This window comes from Prochlorococcus marinus str. MIT 0912, assembly GCF_027359595.1.
GTDB lineage: Bacteria > Cyanobacteriota > Cyanobacteriia > PCC-6307 > Cyanobiaceae > Prochlorococcus_B > Prochlorococcus_B marinus_C.
Genome location: NZ_CP114783.1, coordinates 1,072,041 through 1,096,565 on the forward strand (window position 1 = coordinate 1,072,041; position 24,525 = coordinate 1,096,565).

The 24,525-nt window shown below is 38.6% G+C and carries 37 protein-coding genes and 1 tRNA gene; 8 read left to right on the forward strand and 30 right to left on the reverse strand.

Annotated elements, in window-relative coordinates:
- Window positions 1-144: 144 nt before the first annotated feature.
- The 26 genes from truA to rplC form a co-directional block, all read right to left on the reverse strand.
- Window positions 145-987 (reverse strand): tRNA pseudouridine(38-40) synthase TruA, encoded by an 843-nt coding sequence (gene truA / locus O5640_RS06460; protein WP_269613813.1) that lies wholly within the window; start codon window positions 985-987, stop codon window positions 145-147.
- A 48-nt stretch (window positions 988-1,035) separates the two neighbouring features.
- Entirely contained in the window at window positions 1,036-1,386 is a 351-nt protein-coding gene (gene rplQ / locus O5640_RS06465) for a 50S ribosomal protein L17 (RefSeq protein ID WP_269611553.1), read from the reverse strand.
- A gap of 39 nt (window positions 1,387-1,425) precedes the next feature.
- Complete coding sequence (locus O5640_RS06470; RefSeq protein WP_269611554.1) at window positions 1,426-2,364, reverse strand: DNA-directed RNA polymerase subunit alpha; 939 nt, start codon at window positions 2,362-2,364, stop codon at window positions 1,426-1,428.
- A 50-nt stretch (window positions 2,365-2,414) separates the two neighbouring features.
- Window positions 2,415-2,807: a 30S ribosomal protein S11 gene (gene rpsK / locus O5640_RS06475; protein ID WP_269611556.1), complete on the reverse strand. Its 393-nt coding sequence runs from the start codon at window positions 2,805-2,807 to the stop codon at window positions 2,415-2,417.
- Window positions 2,808-2,873: 66 nt separating this feature from the next.
- Complete coding sequence (gene rpsM, locus O5640_RS06480) at window positions 2,874-3,239, reverse strand: 30S ribosomal protein S13 (protein WP_269611558.1); 366 nt, start codon at window positions 3,237-3,239, stop codon at window positions 2,874-2,876.
- Window positions 3,240-3,357: 118 nt separating this feature from the next.
- Window positions 3,358-3,474 (reverse strand): 50S ribosomal protein L36, encoded by a 117-nt coding sequence (gene rpmJ, locus O5640_RS06485; RefSeq protein ID WP_011295453.1) that lies wholly within the window; start codon window positions 3,472-3,474, stop codon window positions 3,358-3,360.
- Window positions 3,475-3,515: 41 nt separating this feature from the next.
- Window positions 3,516-4,067, reverse strand: coding sequence for an adenylate kinase (locus tag O5640_RS06490; RefSeq protein WP_269611559.1), 552 nt, complete (start codon window positions 4,065-4,067; stop codon window positions 3,516-3,518).
- A 21-nt stretch (window positions 4,068-4,088) separates the two neighbouring features.
- Window positions 4,089-5,408, reverse strand: coding sequence for a preprotein translocase subunit SecY (gene secY / locus O5640_RS06495; RefSeq protein ID WP_269611560.1), 1,320 nt, complete (start codon window positions 5,406-5,408; stop codon window positions 4,089-4,091).
- A gap of 60 nt (window positions 5,409-5,468) precedes the next feature.
- A complete protein-coding gene (gene rplO, locus O5640_RS06500; RefSeq protein ID WP_269611562.1) occupies window positions 5,469-5,921 on the reverse strand; it encodes a 50S ribosomal protein L15 in 453 nt (150 codons plus the stop codon).
- Window positions 5,922-5,926: 5 nt separating this feature from the next.
- The gene (rpsE, locus tag O5640_RS06505; RefSeq protein ID WP_269611563.1) at window positions 5,927-6,553 is read right to left on the reverse strand and encodes a 30S ribosomal protein S5; all 627 of its coding nucleotides are present in this window, start codon (window positions 6,551-6,553) and stop codon (window positions 5,927-5,929) included.
- 14 nt (window positions 6,554-6,567) lie between these two features.
- On the reverse strand, window positions 6,568-6,936 hold the full coding sequence (gene rplR, locus O5640_RS06510) for a 50S ribosomal protein L18 (RefSeq protein WP_269611564.1): 369 nt from the start codon (window positions 6,934-6,936) through the stop codon (window positions 6,568-6,570).
- A 33-nt stretch (window positions 6,937-6,969) separates the two neighbouring features.
- Entirely contained in the window at window positions 6,970-7,509 is a 540-nt protein-coding gene (gene rplF, locus O5640_RS06515) for a 50S ribosomal protein L6 (protein WP_269611566.1), read from the reverse strand.
- A gap of 17 nt (window positions 7,510-7,526) precedes the next feature.
- Window positions 7,527-7,928, reverse strand: coding sequence for a 30S ribosomal protein S8 (gene rpsH / locus O5640_RS06520; RefSeq protein ID WP_269611567.1), 402 nt, complete (start codon window positions 7,926-7,928; stop codon window positions 7,527-7,529).
- Between the two features lie 19 nt (window positions 7,929-7,947).
- Window positions 7,948-8,487 carry a 50S ribosomal protein L5 gene (rplE, locus tag O5640_RS06525; protein WP_269611568.1) on the reverse strand — a complete coding sequence of 180 codons (540 nt, stop codon included), beginning with the start codon at window positions 8,485-8,487 and terminating at the stop codon, window positions 7,948-7,950.
- 94 nt (window positions 8,488-8,581) lie between these two features.
- Entirely contained in the window at window positions 8,582-8,893 is a 312-nt protein-coding gene (gene rplX, locus O5640_RS06530) for a 50S ribosomal protein L24 (protein WP_269613814.1), read from the reverse strand.
- A gap of 47 nt (window positions 8,894-8,940) precedes the next feature.
- Window positions 8,941-9,306 carry a 50S ribosomal protein L14 gene (gene rplN, locus O5640_RS06535; RefSeq protein WP_269611569.1) on the reverse strand — a complete coding sequence of 122 codons (366 nt, stop codon included), beginning with the start codon at window positions 9,304-9,306 and terminating at the stop codon, window positions 8,941-8,943.
- Window positions 9,303-9,569, reverse strand: a complete 267-nt coding sequence (gene rpsQ / locus O5640_RS06540; RefSeq protein ID WP_269611570.1) for a 30S ribosomal protein S17 — start codon at window positions 9,567-9,569, stop codon at window positions 9,303-9,305. Before rpsQ ends, rplN begins: the two co-directional genes overlap by 4 nt.
- Window positions 9,570-9,579: 10 nt before the next feature.
- Window positions 9,580-9,795, reverse strand: a complete 216-nt coding sequence (gene rpmC, locus O5640_RS06545; protein WP_269611571.1) for a 50S ribosomal protein L29 — start codon at window positions 9,793-9,795, stop codon at window positions 9,580-9,582.
- Window positions 9,792-10,277 carry a 50S ribosomal protein L16 gene (gene rplP / locus O5640_RS06550; protein ID WP_269611572.1) on the reverse strand — a complete coding sequence of 162 codons (486 nt, stop codon included), beginning with the start codon at window positions 10,275-10,277 and terminating at the stop codon, window positions 9,792-9,794. The genes rpmC and rplP overlap by 4 nt, the downstream gene beginning before the upstream one ends.
- A 12-nt stretch (window positions 10,278-10,289) precedes the next feature.
- On the reverse strand, window positions 10,290-11,024 hold the full coding sequence (rpsC, locus tag O5640_RS06555; RefSeq protein ID WP_269611573.1) for a 30S ribosomal protein S3: 735 nt from the start codon (window positions 11,022-11,024) through the stop codon (window positions 10,290-10,292).
- Window positions 11,024-11,404: a 50S ribosomal protein L22 gene (rplV, locus tag O5640_RS06560; RefSeq protein WP_269611574.1), complete on the reverse strand. Its 381-nt coding sequence runs from the start codon at window positions 11,402-11,404 to the stop codon at window positions 11,024-11,026. The genes rpsC and rplV overlap by 1 nt, the downstream gene beginning before the upstream one ends.
- Before the next feature lie 4 nt (window positions 11,405-11,408).
- Complete coding sequence (rpsS, locus tag O5640_RS06565; protein ID WP_269611575.1) at window positions 11,409-11,684, reverse strand: 30S ribosomal protein S19; 276 nt, start codon at window positions 11,682-11,684, stop codon at window positions 11,409-11,411.
- Window positions 11,685-11,719: 35 nt separating this feature from the next.
- Complete coding sequence (gene rplB, locus O5640_RS06570; protein WP_269611576.1) at window positions 11,720-12,583, reverse strand: 50S ribosomal protein L2; 864 nt, start codon at window positions 12,581-12,583, stop codon at window positions 11,720-11,722.
- A gap of 4 nt (window positions 12,584-12,587) precedes the next feature.
- Window positions 12,588-12,899 carry a 50S ribosomal protein L23 gene (locus tag O5640_RS06575; RefSeq protein ID WP_038654359.1) on the reverse strand — a complete coding sequence of 104 codons (312 nt, stop codon included), beginning with the start codon at window positions 12,897-12,899 and terminating at the stop codon, window positions 12,588-12,590.
- Window positions 12,892-13,527, reverse strand: coding sequence for a 50S ribosomal protein L4 (gene rplD, locus O5640_RS06580; protein WP_269613816.1), 636 nt, complete (start codon window positions 13,525-13,527; stop codon window positions 12,892-12,894). Before rplD ends, O5640_RS06575 begins: the two co-directional genes overlap by 8 nt.
- Window positions 13,527-14,183: a 50S ribosomal protein L3 gene (gene rplC / locus O5640_RS06585; protein WP_269611578.1), complete on the reverse strand. Its 657-nt coding sequence runs from the start codon at window positions 14,181-14,183 to the stop codon at window positions 13,527-13,529. Before rplC ends, rplD begins: the two co-directional genes overlap by 1 nt.
- A gap of 370 nt (window positions 14,184-14,553) precedes the next feature.
- Between rplC and O5640_RS06590 the strand changes: the two genes are divergently transcribed.
- The 5 genes from O5640_RS06590 to recA all read left to right on the forward strand — a co-directional run bounded on the left by O5640_RS06590 (window position 14,554) and on the right by recA (window position 18,347).
- Window positions 14,554-15,018, forward strand: coding sequence for an NAD(P)H-quinone oxidoreductase subunit N (locus O5640_RS06590; RefSeq protein WP_269611580.1), 465 nt, complete (start codon window positions 14,554-14,556; stop codon window positions 15,016-15,018).
- Window positions 15,019-15,030: 12 nt separating this feature from the next.
- Window positions 15,031-16,053 carry an LdpA C-terminal domain-containing domain gene (locus O5640_RS06595; RefSeq protein ID WP_269611581.1) on the forward strand — a complete coding sequence of 341 codons (1,023 nt, stop codon included), beginning with the start codon at window positions 15,031-15,033 and terminating at the stop codon, window positions 16,051-16,053.
- Window positions 16,054-16,236: 183 nt separating this feature from the next.
- Window positions 16,237-16,308: transfer RNA gene (locus O5640_RS06600), tRNA-Gln, on the forward strand.
- 13 nt (window positions 16,309-16,321) lie between these two features.
- Window positions 16,322-17,101, forward strand: a complete 780-nt coding sequence (locus O5640_RS06605; protein WP_269611582.1) for an HAD family hydrolase — start codon at window positions 16,322-16,324, stop codon at window positions 17,099-17,101.
- Window positions 17,102-17,213: 112 nt separating this feature from the next.
- Window positions 17,214-18,347 carry a recombinase RecA gene (gene recA, locus O5640_RS06610; RefSeq protein WP_269611583.1) on the forward strand — a complete coding sequence of 378 codons (1,134 nt, stop codon included), beginning with the start codon at window positions 17,214-17,216 and terminating at the stop codon, window positions 18,345-18,347.
- A 19-nt stretch (window positions 18,348-18,366) separates the two neighbouring features.
- Here recA and O5640_RS06615 read toward each other — a convergent pair whose 3' ends face one another.
- Together O5640_RS06615 and O5640_RS06620 are read right to left on the reverse strand one after the other, a co-directional pair.
- Window positions 18,367-18,606, reverse strand: coding sequence for a DUF2839 domain-containing protein (locus tag O5640_RS06615; RefSeq protein WP_269611584.1), 240 nt, complete (start codon window positions 18,604-18,606; stop codon window positions 18,367-18,369).
- Between the two features lie 38 nt (window positions 18,607-18,644).
- Window positions 18,645-20,093 (reverse strand): helicase, encoded by a 1,449-nt coding sequence (locus tag O5640_RS06620; RefSeq protein ID WP_269611585.1) that lies wholly within the window; start codon window positions 20,091-20,093, stop codon window positions 18,645-18,647.
- 73 nt (window positions 20,094-20,166) lie between these two features.
- Between O5640_RS06620 and O5640_RS06625 the strand changes: the two genes are divergently transcribed.
- Window positions 20,167-21,027 (forward strand): prephenate/arogenate dehydrogenase, encoded by an 861-nt coding sequence (locus tag O5640_RS06625; RefSeq protein ID WP_269611586.1) that lies wholly within the window; start codon window positions 20,167-20,169, stop codon window positions 21,025-21,027.
- A 6-nt stretch (window positions 21,028-21,033) separates the two neighbouring features.
- Here the strand turns inward: O5640_RS06625 and crtD are convergent, their stop codons facing one another.
- Window positions 21,034-22,551: a C-3',4' desaturase CrtD gene (gene crtD, locus O5640_RS06630; protein WP_269611587.1), complete on the reverse strand. Its 1,518-nt coding sequence runs from the start codon at window positions 22,549-22,551 to the stop codon at window positions 21,034-21,036.
- 28 nt (window positions 22,552-22,579) lie between these two features.
- Here crtD and O5640_RS06635 point away from each other — a divergent pair, with 28 nt between their 5' ends.
- Window positions 22,580-23,467, forward strand: coding sequence for a fructosamine kinase family protein (locus O5640_RS06635; RefSeq protein ID WP_269611589.1), 888 nt, complete (start codon window positions 22,580-22,582; stop codon window positions 23,465-23,467).
- A 36-nt stretch (window positions 23,468-23,503) separates the two neighbouring features.
- Here the strand turns inward: O5640_RS06635 and O5640_RS06640 are convergent, their stop codons facing one another.
- The gene (locus O5640_RS06640) at window positions 23,504-23,866 is read right to left on the reverse strand and encodes a CAAD domain-containing protein (RefSeq protein WP_269611590.1); all 363 of its coding nucleotides are present in this window, start codon (window positions 23,864-23,866) and stop codon (window positions 23,504-23,506) included.
- 123 nt (window positions 23,867-23,989) lie between these two features.
- On the opposite strand from O5640_RS06640, the gene O5640_RS06645 reads away from it, so the two are divergent.
- Complete coding sequence (locus O5640_RS06645; RefSeq protein WP_269611591.1) at window positions 23,990-24,502, forward strand: M67 family metallopeptidase; 513 nt, start codon at window positions 23,990-23,992, stop codon at window positions 24,500-24,502.
- Window positions 24,503-24,525: the final 23 nt, after the last annotated feature.

The window sequence follows — 24,525 nt, forward strand, 5'->3', positions numbered from 1 at the left end:
TGCTGTTTATGGAAGCTATCAAGTCAAAAAATTGATCTGATTCTTCAGAAAAATGATTCTACACTTTCATGGCTAAAAAATTGACCTTTATGTTCGCATTAAATTTAAATTACTCATTTAACAAAATTCCCAACTTTTAAGTTATTAATTTTTTGTGTTGGTTGTATATTTTGAAGACTCAAATATTGGAAGAGAAAAGCTAGGAAAAGTGTCAAAACTTTTCTCTTTTGAAAAAATTTTTCCTTCATAACCAACTCTTATTAAACAAAGGCCATGCGGTGGAGCAGCCTCCTTCACCTCAGAACGCAAACCCTTTCTCCATCTGTGTCTAAATTCTTCAAGAGAAAGTCGTTTTTCTCCAACAGCAACTAATTGGCCCATCAAAAGTCTTACCATCCCATACAGAAAGCCACTAGCCTGAATTTCAACTGTGACTATGTCCCCATCACGAAAAATAGAAACATCTTGCACTGTTGTTAATGAATTACTCCTATTACTTCCTGCTTTTTGAAACGCTGCAAAATCATGTAAACCTAATAAATCATTCAGAGCACTCCTCATTAAATTGATATCCAATCTAAATCTATATTTGTGCCAGCTTATATTTTGTAGAAAAAGATTTGGATAAGAACCATTAAAAATAGAATATCTATACCTTCGAAATTTTGCCGAATAGCAAGCATGCCAGTCATTAGCAACTCTTGCTGCTTCAAGAACTTTAATTGACATAGGAAGTCTTCCATTCAGCGCTGATGCCCATTTATTAATAGGAATTGGGCCAGAACAATCAAAATGAACAACTTGTCCTGAAGCATGTACTCCAGAATCAGTTCTACCTGCAGCTATTACCTTGACTGGTCTGATTGGATCAAGTTCTCCAATTTTTTCTTCTAAAGTTCCTTGAACAGTTATTGAATCTTTTTGATTTTGCCAGCCTCTAAAGCCTGATCCATCGTATTGAATAACAAGGGCAATTCTATTTGTCAAATTCAACTAAAACAAAAATATTGTTTACGTTTTTGAAAAATTAATACCTTATACAAGCTCAACAATGGCCATCTCTGAATTATCACCACGCCTTGGAGTAGTTCGAACGATCCTCGTATAGCCACCTTGGCGATCACCATATCGCTCTTGAGCCTTTTCAAAAAGCGCATGAACCAACTGTTTATCATACACGTATCCAATTGCTCTTCTTCTTGAAGAAAGACTTCCATCCTTAGCTAATGTAATCATTCTTTCAGTCTCATCTCTCACAGCTTTAGCCCTTGCTTTTGTAGTTGTGACTCTACCTTCACGTATTAGTTGAGTGGTTAATCCTCTTAAAAGTGCCTTCCTTTGATCAGCTGGGCGACTCAATTGTGGAATTCGACGTTGATGACGCATTGGATTAGCCTTGAAATGTAATAGTAATAGAACTGAAAGTCATGCAGAAGTTCTACTTTGAGGAATAGAAATTCCAATTCTTTCTAGAGCTTCAATAACTTCATCAGCAGATTTAGAGCCGAAGTTCTTAATTTCCAACAAATCCTCATAACTGAAACCCATCAAATCTGAAACAGAGTTCACTTGGGCTCGTTTTAGACAGTTGTAAGCTCTTACAGATAAGTTTAACTCTTCAAGGGGAATTTGAGCCTCTGCTGCAGGCTCAGGCTCTTCAGGGATCTCTTCTACCATTGAGACAGTAGCAAGAGGTTGAAAAAGCTCAATTAATTGATTAGCAGCTTCCGCTAATGCATCATCTGGGGAGGTAGATCCATCAGTGACTAGCTCCATTTTCAATCTTTCTCTGGTAGATCCTCCCTCAGCTACTGCAGTCTCATCAATAGTGAAATTAACTCTATTTATGGGCATAAATACAGCATCTATTTGGAGCAAATCAATTGCGCTTGTCTCTTCATTTCTTCTATCAACAGGTCGATAACCGACACCTCTTTCTACATGTAGCTCTAGTTCTAGGTTATGGCCTTCATGAACTGTTGCTATGGGACGCTCACCATCAACAACTTCAACTTGAGATGAGAACTGTATATCCTTTGCTTTTACTTCCGCTGGACCAGTAACAACAATTCTTCCTATCTCAAGATCCTGACTACGACAATCAACAGAAATTTGTTTGCAATTAAGCAGGATGTCTAAAACATCCTCTCTTACGCCAGGAATTGTTGCATATTCATGATTAACACCTGCGATCCTGACAGCAGTAACTGCACTGCCTTCAAGGCCGCCCATCAATACTCTGCGTAAAGAATTACCCAAAGTTGTTGCTTGACCTCTTTCAAGAGGTCCTATTAGGAAAACGCCTGTTTGGGAACGATCACTAGAAACTTGATGGTCGATCCTGTCTATCTGGTATTGCAACACGGTCTAATGCGATGTGGAAAAAAAGAAAATTTCACTTAAGTGAATAGATTTTAAACGCGTCTGCGCTTAGGCCTCCTGCAACCGTTATGAGGGAGAGGAGTTACATCTCTGATCAAAGTAATTTCAAGACCAGCTACTTGCAACGCCCTTATTGCGGTTTCACGACCTGACCCTGGTCCTCTGACAAGAACTTCTATTTGACGCATTCCTTGTTCTAGAGCCCTTCGGGCAGCAACTTCAGCAGCGGTTTGAGCAGCAAAAGGAGTTCCTTTTCGAGCTCCTTTAAACCCACTAGCTCCTGCTGATGACCAGGAAATGACTTCACCAGAGGTGTCAGTAATTGAGACAATGGTGTTATTGAAGGTACTTTGAATATGCACAACTCCATTTGGGACGTTGCGCTTTGACTTCTTAGAACCGGATTTCTTTGAGGTTGTAGCCATTAGGCTGTGCCTTATTAAAAAAAAAGATTTAGTAAATTACCAGATGGTAGCAGGAGTTTTAAGAAATTATTTCTTTCTTCCTGCAACGGTTTTTCTAGCTCCTCTCCTTGTACGAGCGTTAGTTCTTGTTCGTTGTCCACGAACAGGAAGACTCATTCTATGCCTTCTTCCACGAACACATCCTATATCTTGAAGACGTTTGAGTGCCATTCCTTCTTGGCGCCTCAAATCTCCTTCAAGAGTAAATTCTTCAGTAGCAGCTCTGAGCTTCTGAACATCACTGTCGTCTAAATCCTTTACACGAGTATCAGGATTAACCCCTGATTGTTCGAGGATAGTCTGAGCTCTTGTCAAGCCAATACCATAGATGTAAGTAAGGGCAACTTCTACTCGCTTTTCGCGAGGTATATCGATGCCTGAGATTCGTGCCACTTAGGGATAAATCGAAGAGGACAATAAAAATCATCATAATTTAATGATGACCTTGATGTAAGAAGCAAACTAAAAGAAAATTAATCGTTCTAGATTTTCTTCTTAAAAAAGTCAGGAATCAGCCCTGACGCTGTTTGTTTCGAGGCCTTTTCTTGTTGATCACATAGATCCGGCCTCTGCGCCTCACGATCTGATCGTCAGGACTAATTTTTTTGACTGAGGATCTAACCTTCATTTGGTGAGACGCTCCTATTTCCAAACTACAACTTTACTACATCATCCGCCTAAAGCTTTCTCAATAGAGGAAAACACAACATCTATGTCAGCATTACCTTCTATCTCCTCAAGAATTCCTTGTTTGGTATACAAATCGATAAGAGGAGAAGTTTTATCTCTGTAAATTTTTAGTCTATTTATTATGACTTGTTCATTATCATCCTGTCTCCCTCTTTCTAAAAGCCTTTTAATTAAATAATCGTCAGAAATTTTTATTAATACTACTCCTTCTAAAGGTTGATTAATTTTTTCTAAAAGACTTTTTAGAGAATTAGCTTGATTAACGTTTCTGGGAAAACCATCAAGCAACCAACCTTTATTGATATTTTCTAATCTTCCCTCAACAATTGAGAGAACTAACTCATCATTTACTAATTCTCCTTTATTCATAATCTCTGCAGCTTTTTTACCTAGTGCAGAACCAGAGGAGACCTCATCTCTGAGTAAATCGCCAGTGGACAGATGATCTAGTCCATACTTTTTGCAAAAAAGATTTGCTTGTGTCCCTTTACCTGCCCCAGGAGGACCAAGGAATAGTAATTTATTTTTCATTTAAAAATCATAGTAATAGTTTTATTGACGAACTAAACCTTCATACCTTTGAGAAATCACATAAGTCTGAACTTGTTTGGAGGTATCTATTGCAACTCCAACTAAAATCAATAATGAAGTTGCACCAAGCCCTTGAAAAGTTTGAACATTGGTTGCTCTCTCTACTGCAGCAGGAACGATTGCTACAGAACCAAGAAATAAACCACCAAGTAAGGTTAGGCGGTTTTGTACACCTGAAAGATAATTAGAAGTTGAACTACCAGGTCTTACTCCTGGTATCGCAACACCACCTTTTTTTAAATTAGATGCAATATCTATTGGATTTATTGTTAAAGAAGCATAAAAATAAGCAAAACCTAAAATCAATGCGAAAAAGGTAATTGCATATGGCCATGGGTTGGAGGAACCTGGATTAAGTGAACTAGCAGCTTTAATTAATAACGGATTTTGAGTAAAGTTTGCAATTGTTATTGGTAAAAAGATCAATGCAGAAGCAAAAATTATCGGCATAACACCTCCAGCATTTAACTTAAGAGGTAGATAACTTTGTCTGCTTGGTAAAAGAGCTGTACCACCCATTTGACTTTTTGCACTTACTATTGGAATTCTCCTAGCACCTTCTTGAACAAAAATAATACCAATAATAGTAATTAAAAAAACCATCAAAAGAATTATTATTCCTAAGACATCAGCTCGATCTCCAGTTTGAGCTTTTTCAATAGTCGAACTTAGGGCCTTAGGCAAAGTTGCAACAATATTCAAAAAAATAACCAATGAAGCTCCTTGGCCTATGCCTTTTTCGGTAATAATTTCACTCAACCACATAACTATCATTGATCCAGTAACTAAAGCTAGGGATGTTTGAATAACAAATTCAGTTTCGCCAAGACCTTCGACTGAATATTGTCTGAGAATTAAAGCAAAAACTGTGCTTTGAACTAATCCCCAACCCAAAGCAACATATCGAGTTATCTGAGCTATTTTCCGTCTTCCTGCCTCCCCCTCATTTTTCTGCAAATCTTCCAATTGCGGCAAAGAAGCAGTGAGCAACTGGATAATTATTGACGCATTAATAAATGGAAGAATACCTAATGCAAAAATACCCAAAGTTGAGATACCACCGCCAGTGAAAATATCAAGAAATCCTATCAATTGTCCTCCCTGCTCAATAAAAGATTTAAAAGCTTCTCTATCTATTCCAGGCATAGGAATATAAATTCCTAGTCGTACAATTAATAATAGGCCAAGAGTTGTAATCACTCTTCCTCTTAGCTCTTCATTACTGAAAAGCTGGGTAATTACCTCACCTGCACTTGGATTACGACCACGACTTATTAACATTTAATGATGATAATTTATTTGAGACTAATATATAAAAATTATATATTCAAGGATAAAAACTTAAGTATATACTTCACATGTTCCTCCAACTTCTTCAATTTTCTTTTTAGCTGAGGCTGTGAAAGCTGCAGCCTGGACAGTAACTTTAACTTCTAATTTGCCGTTCCCAAGGATTTTGAGTGGATCTTTAGGCTTAGTCAAGATACCTTCCTTAACCAATAAATCAAGATTAACTACAGTCCCATCTTTCAATTTATTCAAACTAGATACATTGAGGACAGTAAAATTTTTCTGATTAACTATCGGGAAATGTTTTAATTTTGGAACTCGTCTATATAAAGGCATCTGACCCCCCTCAAAACCTGGGCGAGTAGGTCTTCCTGATCTAGATTTTTGCCCTCTCATCCCAAAACCACAACTTGCGCCTTGGCCAGCAGCTATACCTCGACCTTTACGCATTTTTTTACGTCTAGATCCTTTATTTGATTGAAGAGATTCTAATTTAATAGTCATGATTTTTAAGAATAAATCTGCTCAAGTGAAATACCACGCTCTTTTGCAGTGGCTTTATGAGTCCTTAACTCACTTAAAGCAACCATTGCAGCACGAGCATTATTAAGAGGGGTCTTACTACCTAATCGCTTTGCAAGTACATTTTTAATTCCAGCCAACTCTAAAACAGTACGAATTGAGCCGCCGGCAATTACACCAGTTCCAGGAGCTGCAGGACGAATTAATACACTCGCTGCTCCATCTCTACCATTAGAAAGAGTTGGTATGGAGCTATTTCGAGTTAAAGGAACACGAACTAGATGTTTTTTTCCATCAGCAACTCCTTTACGAACGGCACCAATAACATCTCCTGCTTTTCCTACACCAACGCCAACTTGTCCTTTCTCATTACCTACTACAACTATTGCCCGAAAGCTCATTTTCTTTCCACCTTTGACTGTTTTAGAAACCCTTCTAATTTGGACAACTCGTTCTTGCCATTCAGAGTCTCTTTCTTGACCTCTTCTATCTCTTCTCCCTCCGCGTTTTTCACCGCGGCTGCGACGATTTTCCTGCCTACCATCAGCAGCAGGGGGAGTGTCTGAGGATCCAGAAGTTCTTTTATTTGAGGACTGGTTTTTAGAATCTGTCATTATTAAAGCGATGATTAAAAGTTCAAGCCTGCAACCCTGGCAGCTTCGGCTAGAGCTTTAACCCTGCCATGATAGATGTTCCCACCTCTATCAAAGATAACTTGTTTGATGCCTTTTGATAAAGCTTTTTTTGCAACAAGCTCTCCTACTGCTGTCGAAGCATCGCAACTTCCGGCATTAACTTTCAAAGAGGCTTTCAAGTCTTTATCAAGAGTTGATGCTGCACAAATAGTGTTTTGAGCATCATCATCTATTATTTGAGCATAGATGTGGTTATTAGAACGAAAAACAGCAAGTCTTGGTCGAGTTTCTGTTCCGCTTAAGTTTCTCCTTAAGCGCTTATGTCGTTTTTGGGTCTGTTGTTTTCTAGAAAGTTTTGACATGGCTAAAAAATTTTAAAAGACAAATAAGCAAGATTAAGTTTTGCCAGACTTACCAGCTTTTCTAATTATTTGTTCACCTTCATATTTGATTCCTTTCCCCTTATAAGGTTCTGGTGGCCTGATTGCTCTTATTTTGGCAGCTTCATTGCCAACTAATTCTTTATCAGGTCCAGTTACAATTACATTTGTATTATTTTCTACTTTAAAAGTTATACCGTCTGGAGGAACTACTTCAACTGGATGACTATAACCGGCACTAACAACAAGAGTTTTTCCCTTTACTTGGGCTCTAGATCCAACACCAACAATCTCAAGTTTTTTTGTAAAGCCATTACTAACTCCCTCAACCATATTGGCAACAAGCGATCTACATAGCCCATGCATTTCCCTGCACTGTCTCTTTTCATTTATTGGTTTAACCAAAATAGTGTTCTCATTTTTGGTTAGGCTTACTCCCTCAGGAAGAGTGCGTTGAAGTTCCCCTTTAGGACCTTTAACAGTGATTGAAAGTCCTTCGAGTTTTACATCTACCTTTTCAGGAAGGGAGATTGGTTTTTTTCCAGTACGAGACATAATAGATACCTAATCAATCAACAGACGTAGCAGAGGACTTCTCCTCCAACACCTTGCTTACGAGCATCACGATCACTCATGACTCCCTTAGAGGTAGAGATTATTGCAACTCCAAGGCCTCCTAAAACTTTTGGTAATCCTCGAGTATTTTTATAAATCCTCAATCCTGGTTTACTCACTCGCTGCATTGAACGAATAATGGGTGAGCGATGCTTACCAGTATATTTCAATCCAAGAATGAGCTGCTTTCGAAAGCCTTCTCCTTCTTCATTGATTTCAGCAATAAATCCCTCACGCTGAAGAACCTTAGCGATACTAAGAGACATTCTTGAAGCAGGGACTTTAGTTTTTTCATGACGTTTTTCACTTGCATTTCGGATGCGAGTGAGCATGTCTGAGATTGGATCGTGGTTGGCCATAGTATTTAGCTAATCAAACTCATTTTTTACGGAAGGGCATTCCCATTTCACTAAGAAGAGCCTTACCTTGTTCATCAGAGGAAGCACTGGTCACAATTGTGATATCCATGCCTCTAATGGTGTCGACTTTGTCAAAAGTAATTTCTGGGAAGATAAGTTGCTCTTTGACTCCAATGGTGTAATTTCCTCGGCCATCAAAGCTTTTTGGACTGACACCACGAAAATCTCTGATTCTTGGAAGTGCCAAATTAATGAACCTTTCCAAGAATGCATACATACGATCACCTCTAAGTGTGACTGCGCAACCTATAGGCATTCCTTGTCTGATTTTAAAGGTCGCAATTGCTTTCTTGGCTCTTGTCACTAGAGCTTTTTGCCCAGAAATTGTTGCCATTTCAGCTAGAGAAGCTTCTAAAGCTTTTGAATTCGATGCAGCTTCTCCAAGTCCTCTGTTCAAAGTGACTTTCTGCACCTTAGGAACTTGATGAACATTTTTCAGACCAAGATCTTTTAAAAGTTTTGGTCTAATTGTCTCTCGATAACGGGTTTTTAGTGACATAGCTGGAAAAAAATTTGATTCTGGTCTTGGTCAGAATTCAATTAGGAAAGAAAGTCTGCTTTAATTAATTCAGACATAAGGAAAAGTGAATTAATTAATCAATTAATTCTCCTGTCTTCTTTAATCGTCGTTTCTTTGATCCATCTTTATCTACAAAAATCTCAACCTTACTAGCAACTTTTTCCTTAGTTGAATAGAGCATTACATTTGAGGCATGTAAAGAAGTTTCTTTGGTTTCTATTCGACCAGTTTCTCCTTCCTGTGATGGTTTTACATGCTTTGTTCTTTGATTAATTCCTTGGACTAAAACTCTATTTTCATAGGGAAGTGTTTGAAGGACTTCTCCGGTTTTACCCTTATCCTTTCCAGAAATAATTTGAACTGTATCTCCTTTACGGATCTTCATTTTGATCCGGTCAGCAGGAGCTTTGGTTTTGTTAATTGCTGGCATGACTAAATAACCTCCGGAGCCAAAGAGACAATTTTAGTGAAATTACGCTCTCTTAATTCTCGTGCGACGGGACCAAACACCCTAGTCCCTCTTGGGTTTTGATCATCATTGATAAGAACAGCAGCGTTGTCATCAAAGCGAATTGAATTTCCAGTCTCTCTACGCATTGTTGCTCTAGTACGAACAACAACCGCTTTAACGACATCTGATTTTTTGACTCCCATATTTGGCATTGCATCTTTAACAGCGGCAACGATCACATCACCTACGTGGGCATAACGACGATTAGAGCCCAAGACCCTAATACATTGCAAACGCTTGGCCCCACTGTTATCTGCAACGGTTAAGAATGTTTCTTGCTGAATCATTTTGCAGCCTCCTTAGATTTCATACCCTGAACGAGAACATCTGTGACCGTCCATCTTTTGTGAGCACTCATTGGAGGAGACTCTTTAATCCGAACTCTGTCTCCCACTTTGCAATGATTTTCTGCATCATGGGCTTTATATCTAGTCGTACGACTAATAATTTTTTGGTAGATAGGATGTGGAAATCTATTTTCCACAGCCACAACTACTGTTTTTTGCATTTTGTCACTGACAACAGTGCCGACCATTTCCTTAAGTGCCATAACTAAATAATCAAGATGATGATGTGTTGGAGCGGCTTCGCTCGTTAGAAACCGTTAAAAGTTGAGCCAATTCAGTTCGTGCCTCTTTAAAACGGTGAGTTTTCGCTAGCTGTCTAGTGGCTTGCTTAAAACGAAGATCAAAAAGTTCTTTACGAAGAGTTTCAATCTTTTCTGATATCTCGGAATCAGAGAGATTCCTTACATCTTTCGTAGTTGTTTTGCTCATGATGATGACTCCGAATCATCTGCTGTAACTGGCGTTTTAGCAGGTTTATAATTTCCCTTATTGAGATCTTCCTCTAGGGAAATAAATTTTGTTTTTACTGGCAGCTTGTATTGAGCAAGACGCATTGCCTCTTTTGCAATTTCCTCTGTAATTTCATCGCCACCCATTTCAAACAAGATTCGACCAGGCTTGACGACTGCAACCCAAAATTCTGGGTTACCTTTACCAGATCCCATTCTTGTCTCTGCAGGCCTCATCGTTACAGGCTTATCAGGGAAAATACGAATCCAAATTTGTCCTCCCCGCTTGACATAACGAGTCATAGCTCGTCTACTTGCCTCGATTTGTCTTGAGGTAACCCAACCACAATCTTGAGCTTGCAATGCAAACTGACCAAAAGCGATTTTGTTGCCTCTGGTAGCAACGCCGCGCATACGGCCTCTCTGTTGTTTGCGAAATTTGGTTCTTTTGGGACTAAGCATGATTAAAACTCCTTATTTAGCTTCATTGGAACGATCCTCAAATTGTTGAGGTCTTCGATTTCCTCTATTGCGTCGAGGAGAAGAACCAACAGGTAAAGCCTGTTCTTCTTTAGGAAGAACTTCGCCTTTGAATACCCATACTTTGATTCCTAAAACGCCATAGGTTGTACTAGCTACTTTGGTTGCATAATCGATTTCTGCTCTCAAAGTGTGGAGAGGAACTCTCCCTTCGCGTGTCCATTCGGAACGTGCTATTTCAGCCCCATTCAACCTTCCACCAACTTGTATTTTCAGACCTAATACACCAGCTCTTTGAGCTCTTTGAACAGCCATTCGAATTGTTCGTCTAAATGCGACACGCTTTTCAAGTTGCTGAGCAATATATTCCGCAAGAAGATAAGCATCAGCATCAACTTTTTCTACTTCGACTACATTTATGCGTACTTGTCTATTTCTATCACCGATTGTTTTTTGAATACCAGATCTGAGTTCTTCAATTCCACTCCCTTGCCTACCAACAATCACTCCTGGCCTAGCAGTTTTTAATTCGACCTCAAGCTGATCTGCTTTACGAGCAATCAACACATCGCTTATACCAGCTGCTCCATACTTCTTCTTTATGAAAGTGCGTATACGATCATCTTCTTGAAGTAATAAAGGATAAGTTTTAGTTGGAGCGTACCATTTAGAGCGATGCTCTTGGGTGATACCAAGCCTAATCCCAGTGGGGTGAATTTTATGTCCCATCAGTCTGAGTCCTCAGAATTTGGTGATTGATTAGCCGAAACAGCGATGCTGATGTGGCATGTCTGCTTTTTAATAGCAAATGCTCTGCCTTGGGCCCTAGGCCTATAGCGTTTCATTGGTGGGCCCATATCAGCCGTAGCCGTGGTAATCACCAAAGAAGAAGGATCAAGACCAAGGTTGTTTTCAGCATTAGCAACTGCTGATCGCAATACCTTAGTTATTGGCTCAGTTGATCGGTAAGGCATAAACTCAAGCATGATTAATGCATCTCTGTAAGTTCTTCCTCTTATTTGATCGAGAACACGTCTTACTTTTGAAGCAGATCCGCGTATATAGCGCCCATGAGCTTGGGCTGAAGTTTTAGTTGATGAAGTAGTCATGAGATTAGCGCGCTCCTTTTTTATCTCTGATGTGACCTTTGTAGGTTCGAGTTGGTGCAAACTCACCTAACTTATGTCCAACCATTTGCTCAGTTATGAAAACAGGTATATGGCTCTTTCCATTGTGAACAGCAATTGTATGGCCAATCATCATTGGCAAAATTGTTGAGGCTCTAGACCATGTTTTGATAACAGTTTTATCGTCACTAGAGTTTTGCTTCTCGATTTTACGAAGCAAACTGTCTGAGATAAATGGCCCTTTTTTTAATGAACGTCCCATAACGGTTTAAAAGAATTGGTAAAGAAAGATAGAAATCATGAATCGCGACCTCCTCTACTACGTTTAGATACCTTGCGTCGTTTTCGAAGAACGTACTTATTACTGGGCTTATTCTTCTTCCTGGTTTTCAAACCAAGAGCAGCTTTACCCCAAGGGGTCACAGGGCCAGCACGTCCAACAGGTGCCTTTCCCTCTCCTCCTCCATGAGGGTGATCACATGGATTCATGACACTTCCTCTTACTTGAGGCCGCCTACCAAGCCATCTTCTTCTTCCAGCTTTTCCAAGGCTTGTATTTCTAATTTCAGAATTACCAACCTCTCCAAGTGTGGCGTAGCATTCTTTTCTAACTAAACGAACCTCAGTTGAAGGTAATTTCAATGCAACATAATCACCCTCTTTAGCCATGACTTGAGCACTAGCTCCAGCTGTTCGAACCATCTGTCCGCCTCGACCTGGATACAGTTCAACGCAATGAACGCTCGAACCTAAGGGCATTGAAGAAAGTGGTAAAGCATTTCCAGTTTCAATTGGCGCATCTGGACCTGAAATAACCTCTTGACCAACTGTTATATCCGCAGGTGCAAGTATGTATCTCTTTTCACCATCAGAGTAAAAGAGTAGAGCAAGTCTTGCATTCCGATGTGGGTCATAATGAATTGCAGCAACTTTGGCCGAAACACCATGCTTATTTCGACGAAAATCAACAATCCTATATAGCCTTTTGTGCCCTCCTCCTCTATGACGACAAGTAATTACCCCTCTGTTATTACGCCCTTTCTTGCGATGTTTGGAAACGACAAGTGAGCGTTCAGGTTTATTGGATGTAACTTCACTAAAATCAGTTACTACTCTTGAACGAGTACCGGGTGTGTATGGTTTGAAACTTCTTATAGCCATTGTTTTAAGCCTCCTCTGATTCTGGGAACAACTGTATTGAGTTGCCTTCTGCCAGGCGAACCACAGCCTTCTTCACTTGAGGTCTCTTTCCAGAAAACCTTCCAACTCTTCTGCTTTTTCTTGGAGGATTCATAGTACTAATACCAAGAACCTTGACATCAAACATCTTTTCCACAGCAGCTTTTATGTCAGGCTTTGCTGCTCTTGGATCGACTTCAAAAGTGTACTGATTTAGGTCCAACGCTTTTGTAGCCTTCTCGGTTATCAAAGGACGCTTAATCACATCAGTAAGTCGTTTATCAAAAAATTTAGTCATTACCATAGACCTCCTTAATGGTTGACAATGCGTCTTCGCCTATTACCAAAGAATTGGCATTGAGAAGGTCAAACACATTTAATTGATCAGCAGAGATAAGCTTGATCTTTTCTAAGTTTCTAATTGAGCGCTTTATAATTTCTGATGGCTTATTGAGAATAATAAGAATTTTCCCATCAGCATCGATTCCTACTCGCTTGAGTAGTGCAAGAATTTCGCTTGTTTTAGGAACTTCTAGCTTTAAACCGAAGTCTTTAATTATTTTTGCGTCTGAAATCCTACTCATTAGAGCAGTCCGAAGAGCTAGCCTTCGTTCCTTCCTATTCATTTCCAAGTTATATTTGCGAGGCTTAGGACCAAATATAATTCCACCGCCTGGTCGAAGAGGAGTCCTAATTGAACCTTGCCTGGCTCTACCAGTACCCTTTTGCTTGTAAGGTTTTCGTCCGCCTCCTCGAACCTCAGACCTAGTCAAAGTGCTTGCAGTCCCTTGGCGACTGTGAGCCTGTTGACGCAAAACAGCACGGTGTAATAAATCTGCTGCCGAAGATTCCTTGGCAGTTTTCAAATCAATTGATGATTCTCCAGCCTCTTTACCTTGCCAATCAAGAACAGTACAGTTAGCCATCATTTACCTCCTTGCTGGGTAGAGACGCCAACTCTTTTGGCAGGTCTTATGTTTAAAAGAGATCCAGGTTTTCCTGGCACAGATCCTTTGACTACCAATAAATTGTGATTTGTATCTATCTTTAGAATTTCAAGGCCTCTGGTAGTGACTTTTTTGCCGCCCATACGACCAGCCATCCTTTTCCCAGGATAAACACGGCCAGGCGTTGTTCCGGCTCCTGTCGAACCAGGCAATCGATGATTCTTTGAACCGTGACTCATGGGGCCTCGGCTAAAACCATGTCGCTTTTGATAACCGGCAAATCCTCTACCCATTGTGTCGCCACTAACATCAACTTTTTGACCTTTTTCGAAATCATCCACAGTTATTGCAGCTCCAAGCTCAAATTCACCAGAATTTTCTACCCGGTACTCCCGAAGATGACGCAAGAGGTCATCTCCTGATTTAGCAAGATGACCTTTTGAAGGCTTGTTAATAAGTTTTTCACGGATTAACTGAAAACCTATCTGTACAGCGGCGTACCCATCTGTATCAGCAGATTTCAATTGAGTGATTCGACAGGGACCCGCTTCGATCAAAGTGACTGGAACGGCTCTGCCTTGATCATCGAAGAGTTGGGACATACCCAACTTCTTACCTAAGATTCCTAAAGACATGAGTTAAATAAACGCCAGCTAAAAGGTCAATCTGTAAAGAGAGAGACTTGGAATCTGAATTAAATCGCCTATCTAGCCAAAAAAGTTGAAATTAATTGAAGTTCAATTTATTTGGGAAAATGCTAGCGACAATCAGTTGGCTGAGACTTTTTCAAACTTTTTAAAAAGTTTCAAGAGTATCTCGACAAAAGAAAATAAATTCTTCTGCACTGGCCAAAAAGACTAAACGCAAACGCTTAGTCTGCTCAAGCATCTAGAGGCCCGGCTAGCGGGCGGGCATAGAAAAGCTTTAGCAACTTAAAAGATTACACTATTATCACCCATTTTGTGTGATGCTTCAGTTGAATAAGATAAAGAATTTGATTTAAGGATGCCTTTATTACTATCTGGTCAGAAATTTCGCACTGATCTTGAATCATACGGCTGCCTTGCCATCCTTAGTCCATTAGAAGGTGGAGCAGAAACTCGTTTACTTCGAAGACTTAGAGCTAGCGGATATCAAACACAGATAACTTCCGCTAGAGGATTAGGAGATCCAGTTGTCTTTCTTACACAATTACATGGCATCAGACCACCACATTTGGGACATCAAAATGTTGGGAGAAATGGGGCCTTAGGGGAAGTTCAACAAGTTATTCCTCAATTAAATGAATTATTAGTCGAAGATAAACCCTTAGTTCTATGGTTATTAGAGGGTCAAGTGCTATCCAAGTCAGAACTATTAGCAATAAATAATCTCTGCAAAAAGGAACCTCGAATCAAAATTGTTATTGAGATGGGAGGAGCTCGAAGTATTAAATGGCAACCATTAAATGAATTCATAAATAGAGATTAGTACTTCATCAAGGTGATTAATCAAAATTCGATTTGCAATGCTGAAGCTCTCAAGAAAGGTAACTGGGTAAAATTAATTTGTGGCGCAAGTAATCAAGACTTACCTGCAATAAGTGATCTTTGCTCAATTTATGGAGCTGCCGGGGTGCATTGCATTGACCTCGCTGCCGACGAAGCTGTTATCTATGCAGCTCGCAATGCTATTGATTGGGTTTTCGAAACTTATGGAAAAAAACCTTGGCTGATGATCAGCTTAAGTGATGGAATAGATGCACATTTTCGCAAAGCTTGGTTTAATCCAGACCTATGTCCTTCGAATTGCTTAAGACCCTGTCAAAGCATTTGCCCAGCTCACGCTATTGAGAACGAAGGTGGTGTAAAGGCTTGTAAATGCTATGGATGTGGCCGATGTATTGATACATGCCCATTAGGAATCATTCAAGAAAAGGATCGAAGATTAACTTTGAAAGATTTTGCTCCGTTGTTAACAACTATCAGACCAGATGCAGTAGAAATTCATACTGCTCCAGGAAGAGGCCAAGAATTTGAAACAACAATCAAGGAAATTTCGAAAGTCGATCTTGAACTGCAACGATTATCTGTCAGCTGTGGTTTACAAGGGCATGGAATAAACCATGAAAAATTAGCAGAAGAACTTTGGCAGCGGCATAAATTTCTGAGAATTCATAATCAAAAACCTCTTTGGCAAATCGATGGGCGTCGAATGAGTGGAGATCTCGGAGCAGGTGCGGCTGTGATTGCAGTAAAACTCTGGGAAAGAATACGCCCAATAGCGCCACCAGGCCCCTTACAACTTGCTGGAGGGACTAATGAATCGACGATTAAGTACCTACCAGAGACTAAAGGACCTGAAGGAGTGGCTTTTGGAGGTAAAGCAAGAAAGATAATCCAACCATGGTTAGAAGAGGCTCAACGAAAAAGGATTAGTCTTAGAGAGTGGCCTGAAGGCTGGGAGGCGGCTCTTTCAGAGGCAAAACGACTGATAAATCCTTGGCTTATAAGAAAATCTTTATAATTGGATTTCCCCTAGCTAAATCAATCATTCGAAAGCCCACGTTGAGATGTATTAATGAAGAAATCCTCAGATTAAATAAAAAAAACTGGATAAAGACATGACAGGATTGAATCAAATATGCAATTATTTAATAGAAAGAATCCAAATCTATGTCTTTCAATTGCAAACATAGATCTGGAACAATGGGCCGTCGCCAAGTGGTAAGGCATCGGGTTTTGGTCTCGACATTCCTAGGTTCGAATCCTAGCGGCCCAGTTTTCAAAAGTTAGTGATAGAAAAACCTCTACTTGTTCTTGATTTTGATGGCGTCATCGTTGACGGCATAAAGGAGTACTGGTCAAGTTCTCGTCAAACTTGTCTAAATATACTTTCTGCCAAAGAAAAAGAAATTATTTCTTTTCCTAGTGAGATTCCCAAAGCTTTTAAGGCCATGAGGCCTTGGGTTCACCATGGCTGGGAAATGGTTATTCTGGCTTCTGAATGTTCAAATAAAACTAGTCAATTAAACTTAAAAGGTTTACAACATTTCTCAAGAAATTATCAACTAGAATGCTCCTTAGCTCTTGAAAAATGGGGCTGGACACCTTTTCAATTACAAGAAGCTTTAAATGAAACTAGAAGAGAAGCAATATCAAATAATTTCAATCAGTGGTTGGATTTTCATCAGCCTTTTTCTTTAGTCACTCAACGCCTAAAGACACTTGAGAAGGAAGGCATTGAATTTGCTGTTTTAACAACAAAAAGTATTGAATTCACAAAAAAACTTTTGGATTGTTTCGATCTTCAACCAAAGCTTGTTTTCGGACACGAATCAGGAAGTAAAGTCCATGTTTTAAATCAACTCTTACAAACAAGAGTAATTCACGGTTTTATTGAAGATCGAAGAACAACCTTAGAAAAAGTCTTGGAAGATCCAAAGCTGAAATCTATACCTTGTTACTTAGCAAGCTGGGGATATTTAAAACCTCAGGATAAAAATAATCTTCCTTCCGCTATTAAATTATTAAATTCAGATACTTTACGACAACCTATTTTCAAGTGGTCTTGACTTGATAGCGTACGTCTGTACTATCGGTTTAAATGCTATTCGTTGAGGAGATGAGTATTTCATCATCAATCCCAACGTCTGTTGTTATCCCTCTGAATTAACGTTATTTGTCATGTCAAACGAAGGTAAGTCACTCCAATCAACTGAACCTAAGAAAATAGACGCAAAATCTGGCGAAAAAGAAAAAGCATTGAGCTTAGTTGTTGGGCAAATAGAACGTAATTTCGGGAAGGGTTCGATCATGCGCCTTGGGGACGCGTCAAAGATGCGAGTAGAAACAATATCTACGGGTGCTTTAACTCTTGATTTAGCTCTTGGTGGCGGCTATCCCAAAGGACGTGTAATTGAAGTTTATGGTCCCGAAAGTTCTGGGAAAACAACACTGACATTACATGCGATAGCTGAGATTCAACGTAACGGCGGAGTTGCTGCATTTGTAGATGCAGAACATGCTCTTGACCCAGTCTATGCAGCCTCTCTTGGTGTTGATGTAGAGAATCTTCTCGTATCTCAACCGGACACAGGCGAGATGGCATTGGAAATCGTTGACCAACTTATTAGATCTGCTGCAGTCGATCTAGTTGTTGTTGATTCAGTCGCGGCACTTACGCCCCGTTCAGAGATAGAAGGAGAAATGGGTGATCATTCAGTAGGTGCTCAAGCTCGTCTAATGAGTCAAGCAATGAGAAAAATTACTGGAAATATTGGCAAGTCTGGTTGCACAGTAATTTTCTTAAATCAGTTACGTCTAAAAATTGGTATTACGTATGGGAATCCAGAAACAACAACTGGTGGAAACGCTCTTAAGTTTTATGCCTCTGTAAGATTAGATATTCGTCGTATTCAAACGTTAAAGAGAGGAACTGAAGAATATGGAATTCGTGCAAAAGTGAAAGTCGCAAAAAACAAAGTTGCACCTCCATTCCGAATAGCCGAATTTGATATTCTTTTTGGGAAAGGAATTAGTACTCTTGGTTGTCTTCTTGATTTAGCAGATGAGACTAATGTCGTTACTCGTAAAGGAGCTTGGTATAGCTATGAAGGTGACAATATTGGGCAAGGGAGAGACAATACCATTACTTGGCTTGAACAAAATCCTGAATCAAAAGATATCATTGAAAAGTTAGTTAAAGAAAAATTAACTGAAGGCTCAGAAGTAAGTGCTAATTCAATGAGACCATTAGCGGCAGCTGCTCGACAGGCTTCATCACGAGCAAACCTAAGCCAAGTTTCAGCGAACGGTTAAAGATAAAAACATTGTGGCTTTATCTGATATCAGCAGGAATCCACCACCCTGCAGCAGGTCCAATAAAGCGAACAATGATCCAAAGAATAACTAAAGCAGCAATACCTACCCATCCTGCACGAATACTTAATTGTATAAATTGATCTCTTTGTGCTTGTGTAACAGGAAACCAAGAGACAATACGAGGTGACTCATTCCTAGAGTTTTTCTTGCTACGAGATTTTAAGCCTTGCTCAGATCTTCGGCGTGCTTCTCCCATTATAAGAAAATAATATTTTTTAATCTAAGAGATTGATTTTAATAAGGCAATAAACGCTCTAAAGCAACCCACGGTTCAAGAGCTTCAAATATTAGTTTTCCCCAACTTCTATAGTGCATACGGCCGTCAAGTATGGCGACTCGGACATCTTTCCCCCTAATAATTGCAAGCGATTTAAGAAGAGTAGTCAGAGTTTCTGGGAAAAGGAATTCCCGAAACCAGTCACGACCTTGATGCTTAAGCATTTCAACTTTAGCGGCAATCCAGGGTGATCCTAAAGTAGGCAATGGAATCACTGGGAAAATCAATTGATCTGGAATTGGCAAATTGTACTGATTCGTAATCCACCAATTACAGCTACAACAAATAATCCCATTAGTCTCAATATTAATAGTTTCATGAACCACTCTCAATCCAAATTCTCCAGCTAATTCACTAGTTATCTGAAGTCGTAGTTGCAAATCATCTACCAGAACAATAGTTGGATGAGTACGACCAAGAATCAATCTTTGACACTGCCTTATAATATGACGATAAAAACTAGACGTATTTGGTAAAGGTTGTCTTTTAGGCACAAATAAAGGAATAGATTCTTGATCAAATTTATTTCCTAAATTCACCTTCACATTGAAAGTAAATTTTTTTCTATTTAAATCTAAAAAGAAAGAATCGCTTTGACCTGAGTTAGTTAACATCAAAAGAGTATTTTTTGATAGCAGGCCTGAGAGAGTTTGCAAAGGAAGCAAAGGTTGAATATACCAATCCCAACTCAGTTTTCGATTATCTAGTTTCGCCCATGTGACCCATTCATTGCTAACAACATTAAAAGCTCGTTCCCAAGGCATTGCTGAAGGCAAGTCATCTTTGAGAATTTCTTTTAATGCAAAAAGTTCTCTATGATCAATTCTTATGACAGCATCAGAAGTTAATGAATGACTGAAAAGACTTCGACTTAGACGCTCATGAAATTCAATAATTGGAGCTTCACAACGTGAGTGAGAAGCAATTAAATTCTCCCAATCTTTTGGAGTGATTTTAATAGACATAGATTCTCTGAGCTCACTGGAAATAAACTCAGATTCAGGAAAAATTAATTGGCGATTTTTTAATAAATCTTTTTCATTTGCAAAAATAAGATCTTCGTATTTTAGAACCCAAATTTTATTATCTGAAGGAATTAATTCAATTCCTTCTACAAAATCAAAACCTAATCGACTAAGTCTTAACTTTGGTAATTCCACTTCAAACAAGATCCGATGTTGTCTCTCTGAAAGAATCAGCACAATTTTATTGTTATGCAAGCAAAGTGGAATCAAAAGGCCAGGCCACCAAAAATTTTTACTATCACTTGATAATTGAATAAAAGTATTATCTTTCCGACTTAAGCTTCTTGAGATCAATCTAGTTAGGGTCAAATTATGAGGCCATAGAGCAAGATTGTTTTGATAGTATTTTTTTAGATGTTTATGTGAATTCACCTCAAGCATTAGTAGGACCTTTTATCAATAAATTCTTTTAATCATGTTGCCCTATCAATAAAGATATAGAACAATAGTATTTATGGAGCTTAAAACAAAACACTCTAAAAATATTGGAATTGTGGGATTAGGTCTAATTGGAGGCTCCTTAGGCTTAGATCTTCAAAAGCTTGGATATACAGTTTATGGGATTACTCATCGAGAAAAAACTGCACTCAAAGCCAGAGAAAGAAAACTAGCCCAAATTGTTAGTACTGATCCAAGTATATTAAAAAATTGTTTTCTTATTTATATTGCTTTACCACTTGATCAGCTCCTAAACCCTTCATCCGCGTTAATCAATGCCATTCCTAGGAATGCTGTTGTTACTGATGTTGGATCTGTAAAAGTCCCTATTTTAAATACTTGGAACAAGCTACATCCGCGTTTTGTAGCCAGTCATCCAATGACAGGAACAGAAAAATCTGGTATTAACTCAGGTCAACATGATTTATTTAGAAATAAGCCATGGGTCGTTACTCCAAACAAAGAAACTGATCAAAAAGCCCTCGAAATAGTTCACCAAATTTCGTTATCACTTGGAAGTAAATGGATAAGCTCTGAAGCTCAAATACATGATGAAGCTGTTGGATTGATTTCACATTTACCAGTTCTAATTAGCGCGGCATTGGTCAATACTCTCAGTACAGATGTAAAACCTTCCTTATATTCACTTGCAAAAAGTATTGCATCTAGTGGGTTCGCTGACACCTCTAGAGTCGGAGGTGGCAACCCAGCGCTAGGAGTATCTATGGCAAAATTAAACAAGAAAAATTTAGAGAGACATTTAGCCTCTTATAGATATTCTCTAGATCTATTTGAAAAATATTTACTTGAAGAGAACTGGATTGAACTTGAAAAAATACTAGTTAATACACAGAAAGAAAGACAAAATTTCATTTAAAACCTACTAATTAAAGATAGGAATATTCAATTGTCTACCTTTAGATTCCATTAGTTGTCTGGCAACCATCATGGCTGATTGGCTTACGCCAGCCGTACCTTCGCCGGGGTAAATTGAATCCCCACAAAGCCATAAACCTCTGAGTGGCGTTCTACTTGATAAGCCAAAAGGGCCGAATTGATCTGGATGTTGACCAAGCCCTCCGACTATGCCACTAGGACGTCCTGTCCACTTTTCAAAGCTTCTTGGGGTTGAAAGTTCTTGATGATCCCAACTCGTCTCTTGCAAATCAAACTTTTTATTTAAAATAGTTCTAATCTGTTTTACTGAAATATTTTTTTTCCTGGCATAGGATTGACTATCTAGATTAGACCATTCATCAATATCAACAAATACACTTGCAATTAAAGTAGCCATTCCAGCTGGTGCACGCTGATCATCTTCCATACTTATAGAAATAAATAAAGAGCCAAAATTCTCATCGAATATTTGAATATGACCTGGGCAATCAACTGGCAAGTCAGCACGAAGGAGAGCTCCATAGAAAACAAGGGCACCGCTGGGTTTAGGTAATTTTTTTATACTTTCACGGTATGTTGTAGATAAACCTCCATCAATAGGAATTAAATCTAAAAGAGATTGAGGAGGTAAGCTAAAAACAATATCTGATGCTTTCAGCTGTATCAAATTTTTTCTTCTATCAATTACATTAACATCAAAAATATTTGGATTTTTTTTACTTACTATTTTGATCACTTTATGCCCAATCAAAAGGCTTCCACCATCTCTCATAAAACTATCTTTCAACAAATCGCTAAGAATTTGCATTGATCCATGAAGATGCCATAAGCCTCTGGGAGATTGGGCCATTTGAAGAACAGTTGCACCGTATAAAGCAGCCGTTCTACTTGCTGTCTCTTGAGAGTAAAGTTTTAATTGAAGGTCTAGAAAACTACGTAGACGTCTATCTTTATGACAACCAGTTAATACAAGCAAGTCTGCAATAGTCAACTTACTCAAAAAACCTGTTAAAAGATTTGAAGGACGTATGGCTCTAATTAATTGACTTAAATCCCAAAAATTTCTAACGGGAAGGATAGGATCCCTTTCGACAAATCCCCAGTTACTTTCATGAATTTTAGAACATAATGACCAGAAGATCTCACTACCAGGAAATTGTTCTTGTCTTTCTTGCTGCCATCTCAGCGGATCATGCCAAAGATTAATTGGCCTACTCCCATCACCTAGAACAACTGAACATCCAGGATCTAAAATTTCTGCATTAGGTAAAGGAATATCTAAATAATTAAATAAACGATGATGAATGCCTCCACTCTCAAGACCTGCAACTTGGGTAGCCCCTACATCAAAGGTATAAGAACCTCTTTTAAAAGTTCCTGCACAACCACCTAATTGACTATGTGATTCGACCAAAGTCACCTGATAACCCTCTTTAGCGAGAAGAGCAGCACCTGTTAAGCCAGCGATCCCTCCACCAATAACAATGATAGATTCTTCAGACATCAAAAATTATCAAGCGAGAATACATTGAATGGAGGAATTAATCCAACAGGCCCTTTCAAGTTCAAATAAAATAAGCAGTAACTCATTAATAGAAAAAATAACTCCGGTAGGCGGAGGTTGTATCCATAAAGCTTGGTGCATTCAATTCCAAAATGACAAGAGAGTTTTTGCCAAATCAAATCATATTGACAATATTAATATGTTTAAGTTCGAACGTGAGTGTCTCTCTATTCTAGAAAGATTTGCCAACAAATCCTATATCTGCGTTCCTAAAACACTTGATCTCATAAGTTTTCAAAATATATCTATACTTTTTTTAGAATGGATAGATTTCAAACAATCCCAACAAAATCTCCTTGGGAAAGGGTTAGCACTACTGCATAAATCTTCTAGTGAATGGAGCCCAAAAAAATTCGGATGGGAAAAAGAAGGTTTTATAGGTTCTAGCACCCAAATAAGAGGATGGGACAGTAACTGGGGAGAATTCTTTGTAAATTTTCGTCTTAGACCACAACTTATAAAAGCAAAAGCATGGGGGGTTATTGTTGATGATTATGAGGATGTTTTAAAATATTTAAGCTCATATCTAAATGATCATCACCCAAGAATCTCAATAGTTCATGGTGATCTATGGTCCGGGAATTGTGGAAGTACTAAAAATGGATTAGGAAGTCTTTATGACCCTGCCAGTTATTGGGCTGACAGAGAAGTTGATATCTCAATGACTAAACTATTTGGTGGTTTTAATAGAGAATTTTATCAAGGCTACGAAGAGATTTGGCCACTAGATAATTTTTCATCAGATAGAAGTGAAATTTATAATCTTTACCATTTGCTTAATCATGCAAATATATTTGGTGGATTTTACAAAGAGAATTCACTAACAACACTAAAAAATCTGAGATCTCGTATTTAAGGAAACCTCAGATCTGTTAATCTTTCTCTTGATAATTTATCCTAAATACTCTTTTTTAAGATTTTGAACTTTGTCAAATACAGCTGTTCTTTTTTCACTTGTTGTTAAGTTCTGCCAACTCCATTGGCCCAAAACAACAATTCCAAGAAGCTCTAGCAAACCGGGAAGAATTGGGAAAAAATTAACTGTATCAATAACAACCTTGATTAAAACTTGAGCTAAAACCACAACAGCAATGATCCCTGCCGCCTTGCCATACTTACCCATTTGAGTCCAATCAATTTTGCTCAAAGATTCATTAACTTTTCCCATTACGTCACTGTAACGTTCTGAAAAATTAAAACCTTCTGTTTTCCCTGCCTTTGATTCATCTTTAGAATCAGGATTTACATCAGACATGAACACAAGCTACTAAGCAAATATGGACTGAGCGTATCGAATTAATTTAATAAATGCCATAGGCTGAATAGAGATAAGTCCGAACCAAAATAGAGAGGATGCCGAATCAAATCATTTTTTTTCATGAAAATCCCAAAATATATTGAATTCCATAACGAAACGAATTATGTTCTCTCCAGATTTCTAAAGGCGGCAGAGCCAGAGGAAGGCTGCTGTATATTAATTGGCAAAACCAACAGCTTGGCTAAGGATCAAAAAAGAAATATCTGGGAGGTAACTCACATCTGGAATTGTCGAAATATTTGGGGAGAGAAAGAATCGAAATTACTCGATAAAAATATTAGCGGGCTTTCTATTCAAGCAGATATACAATCATCAAAAACAAATCGCTTCGAAATAGACCCTAAAGATCAAATTAGATCTCAACAATGGGCAAGAGAGAATGATCTTGAAGTTTTATGCTGTGCTCATTCTCATCCCTCAGGTGAAAACAAACCCTCAGAAATAGATTTATTCCTACAGCAATCTCCTAGTCTTATGGTTATTTCAAATAAGTATGGAGATTTAAAAGCATGGTGGATCGAAAATAAATTAAATTTTCATAGCGTGAAAATTGAGATTTTCTCTTTAATGTAAATTAATCATGAGAGGTTTGAATA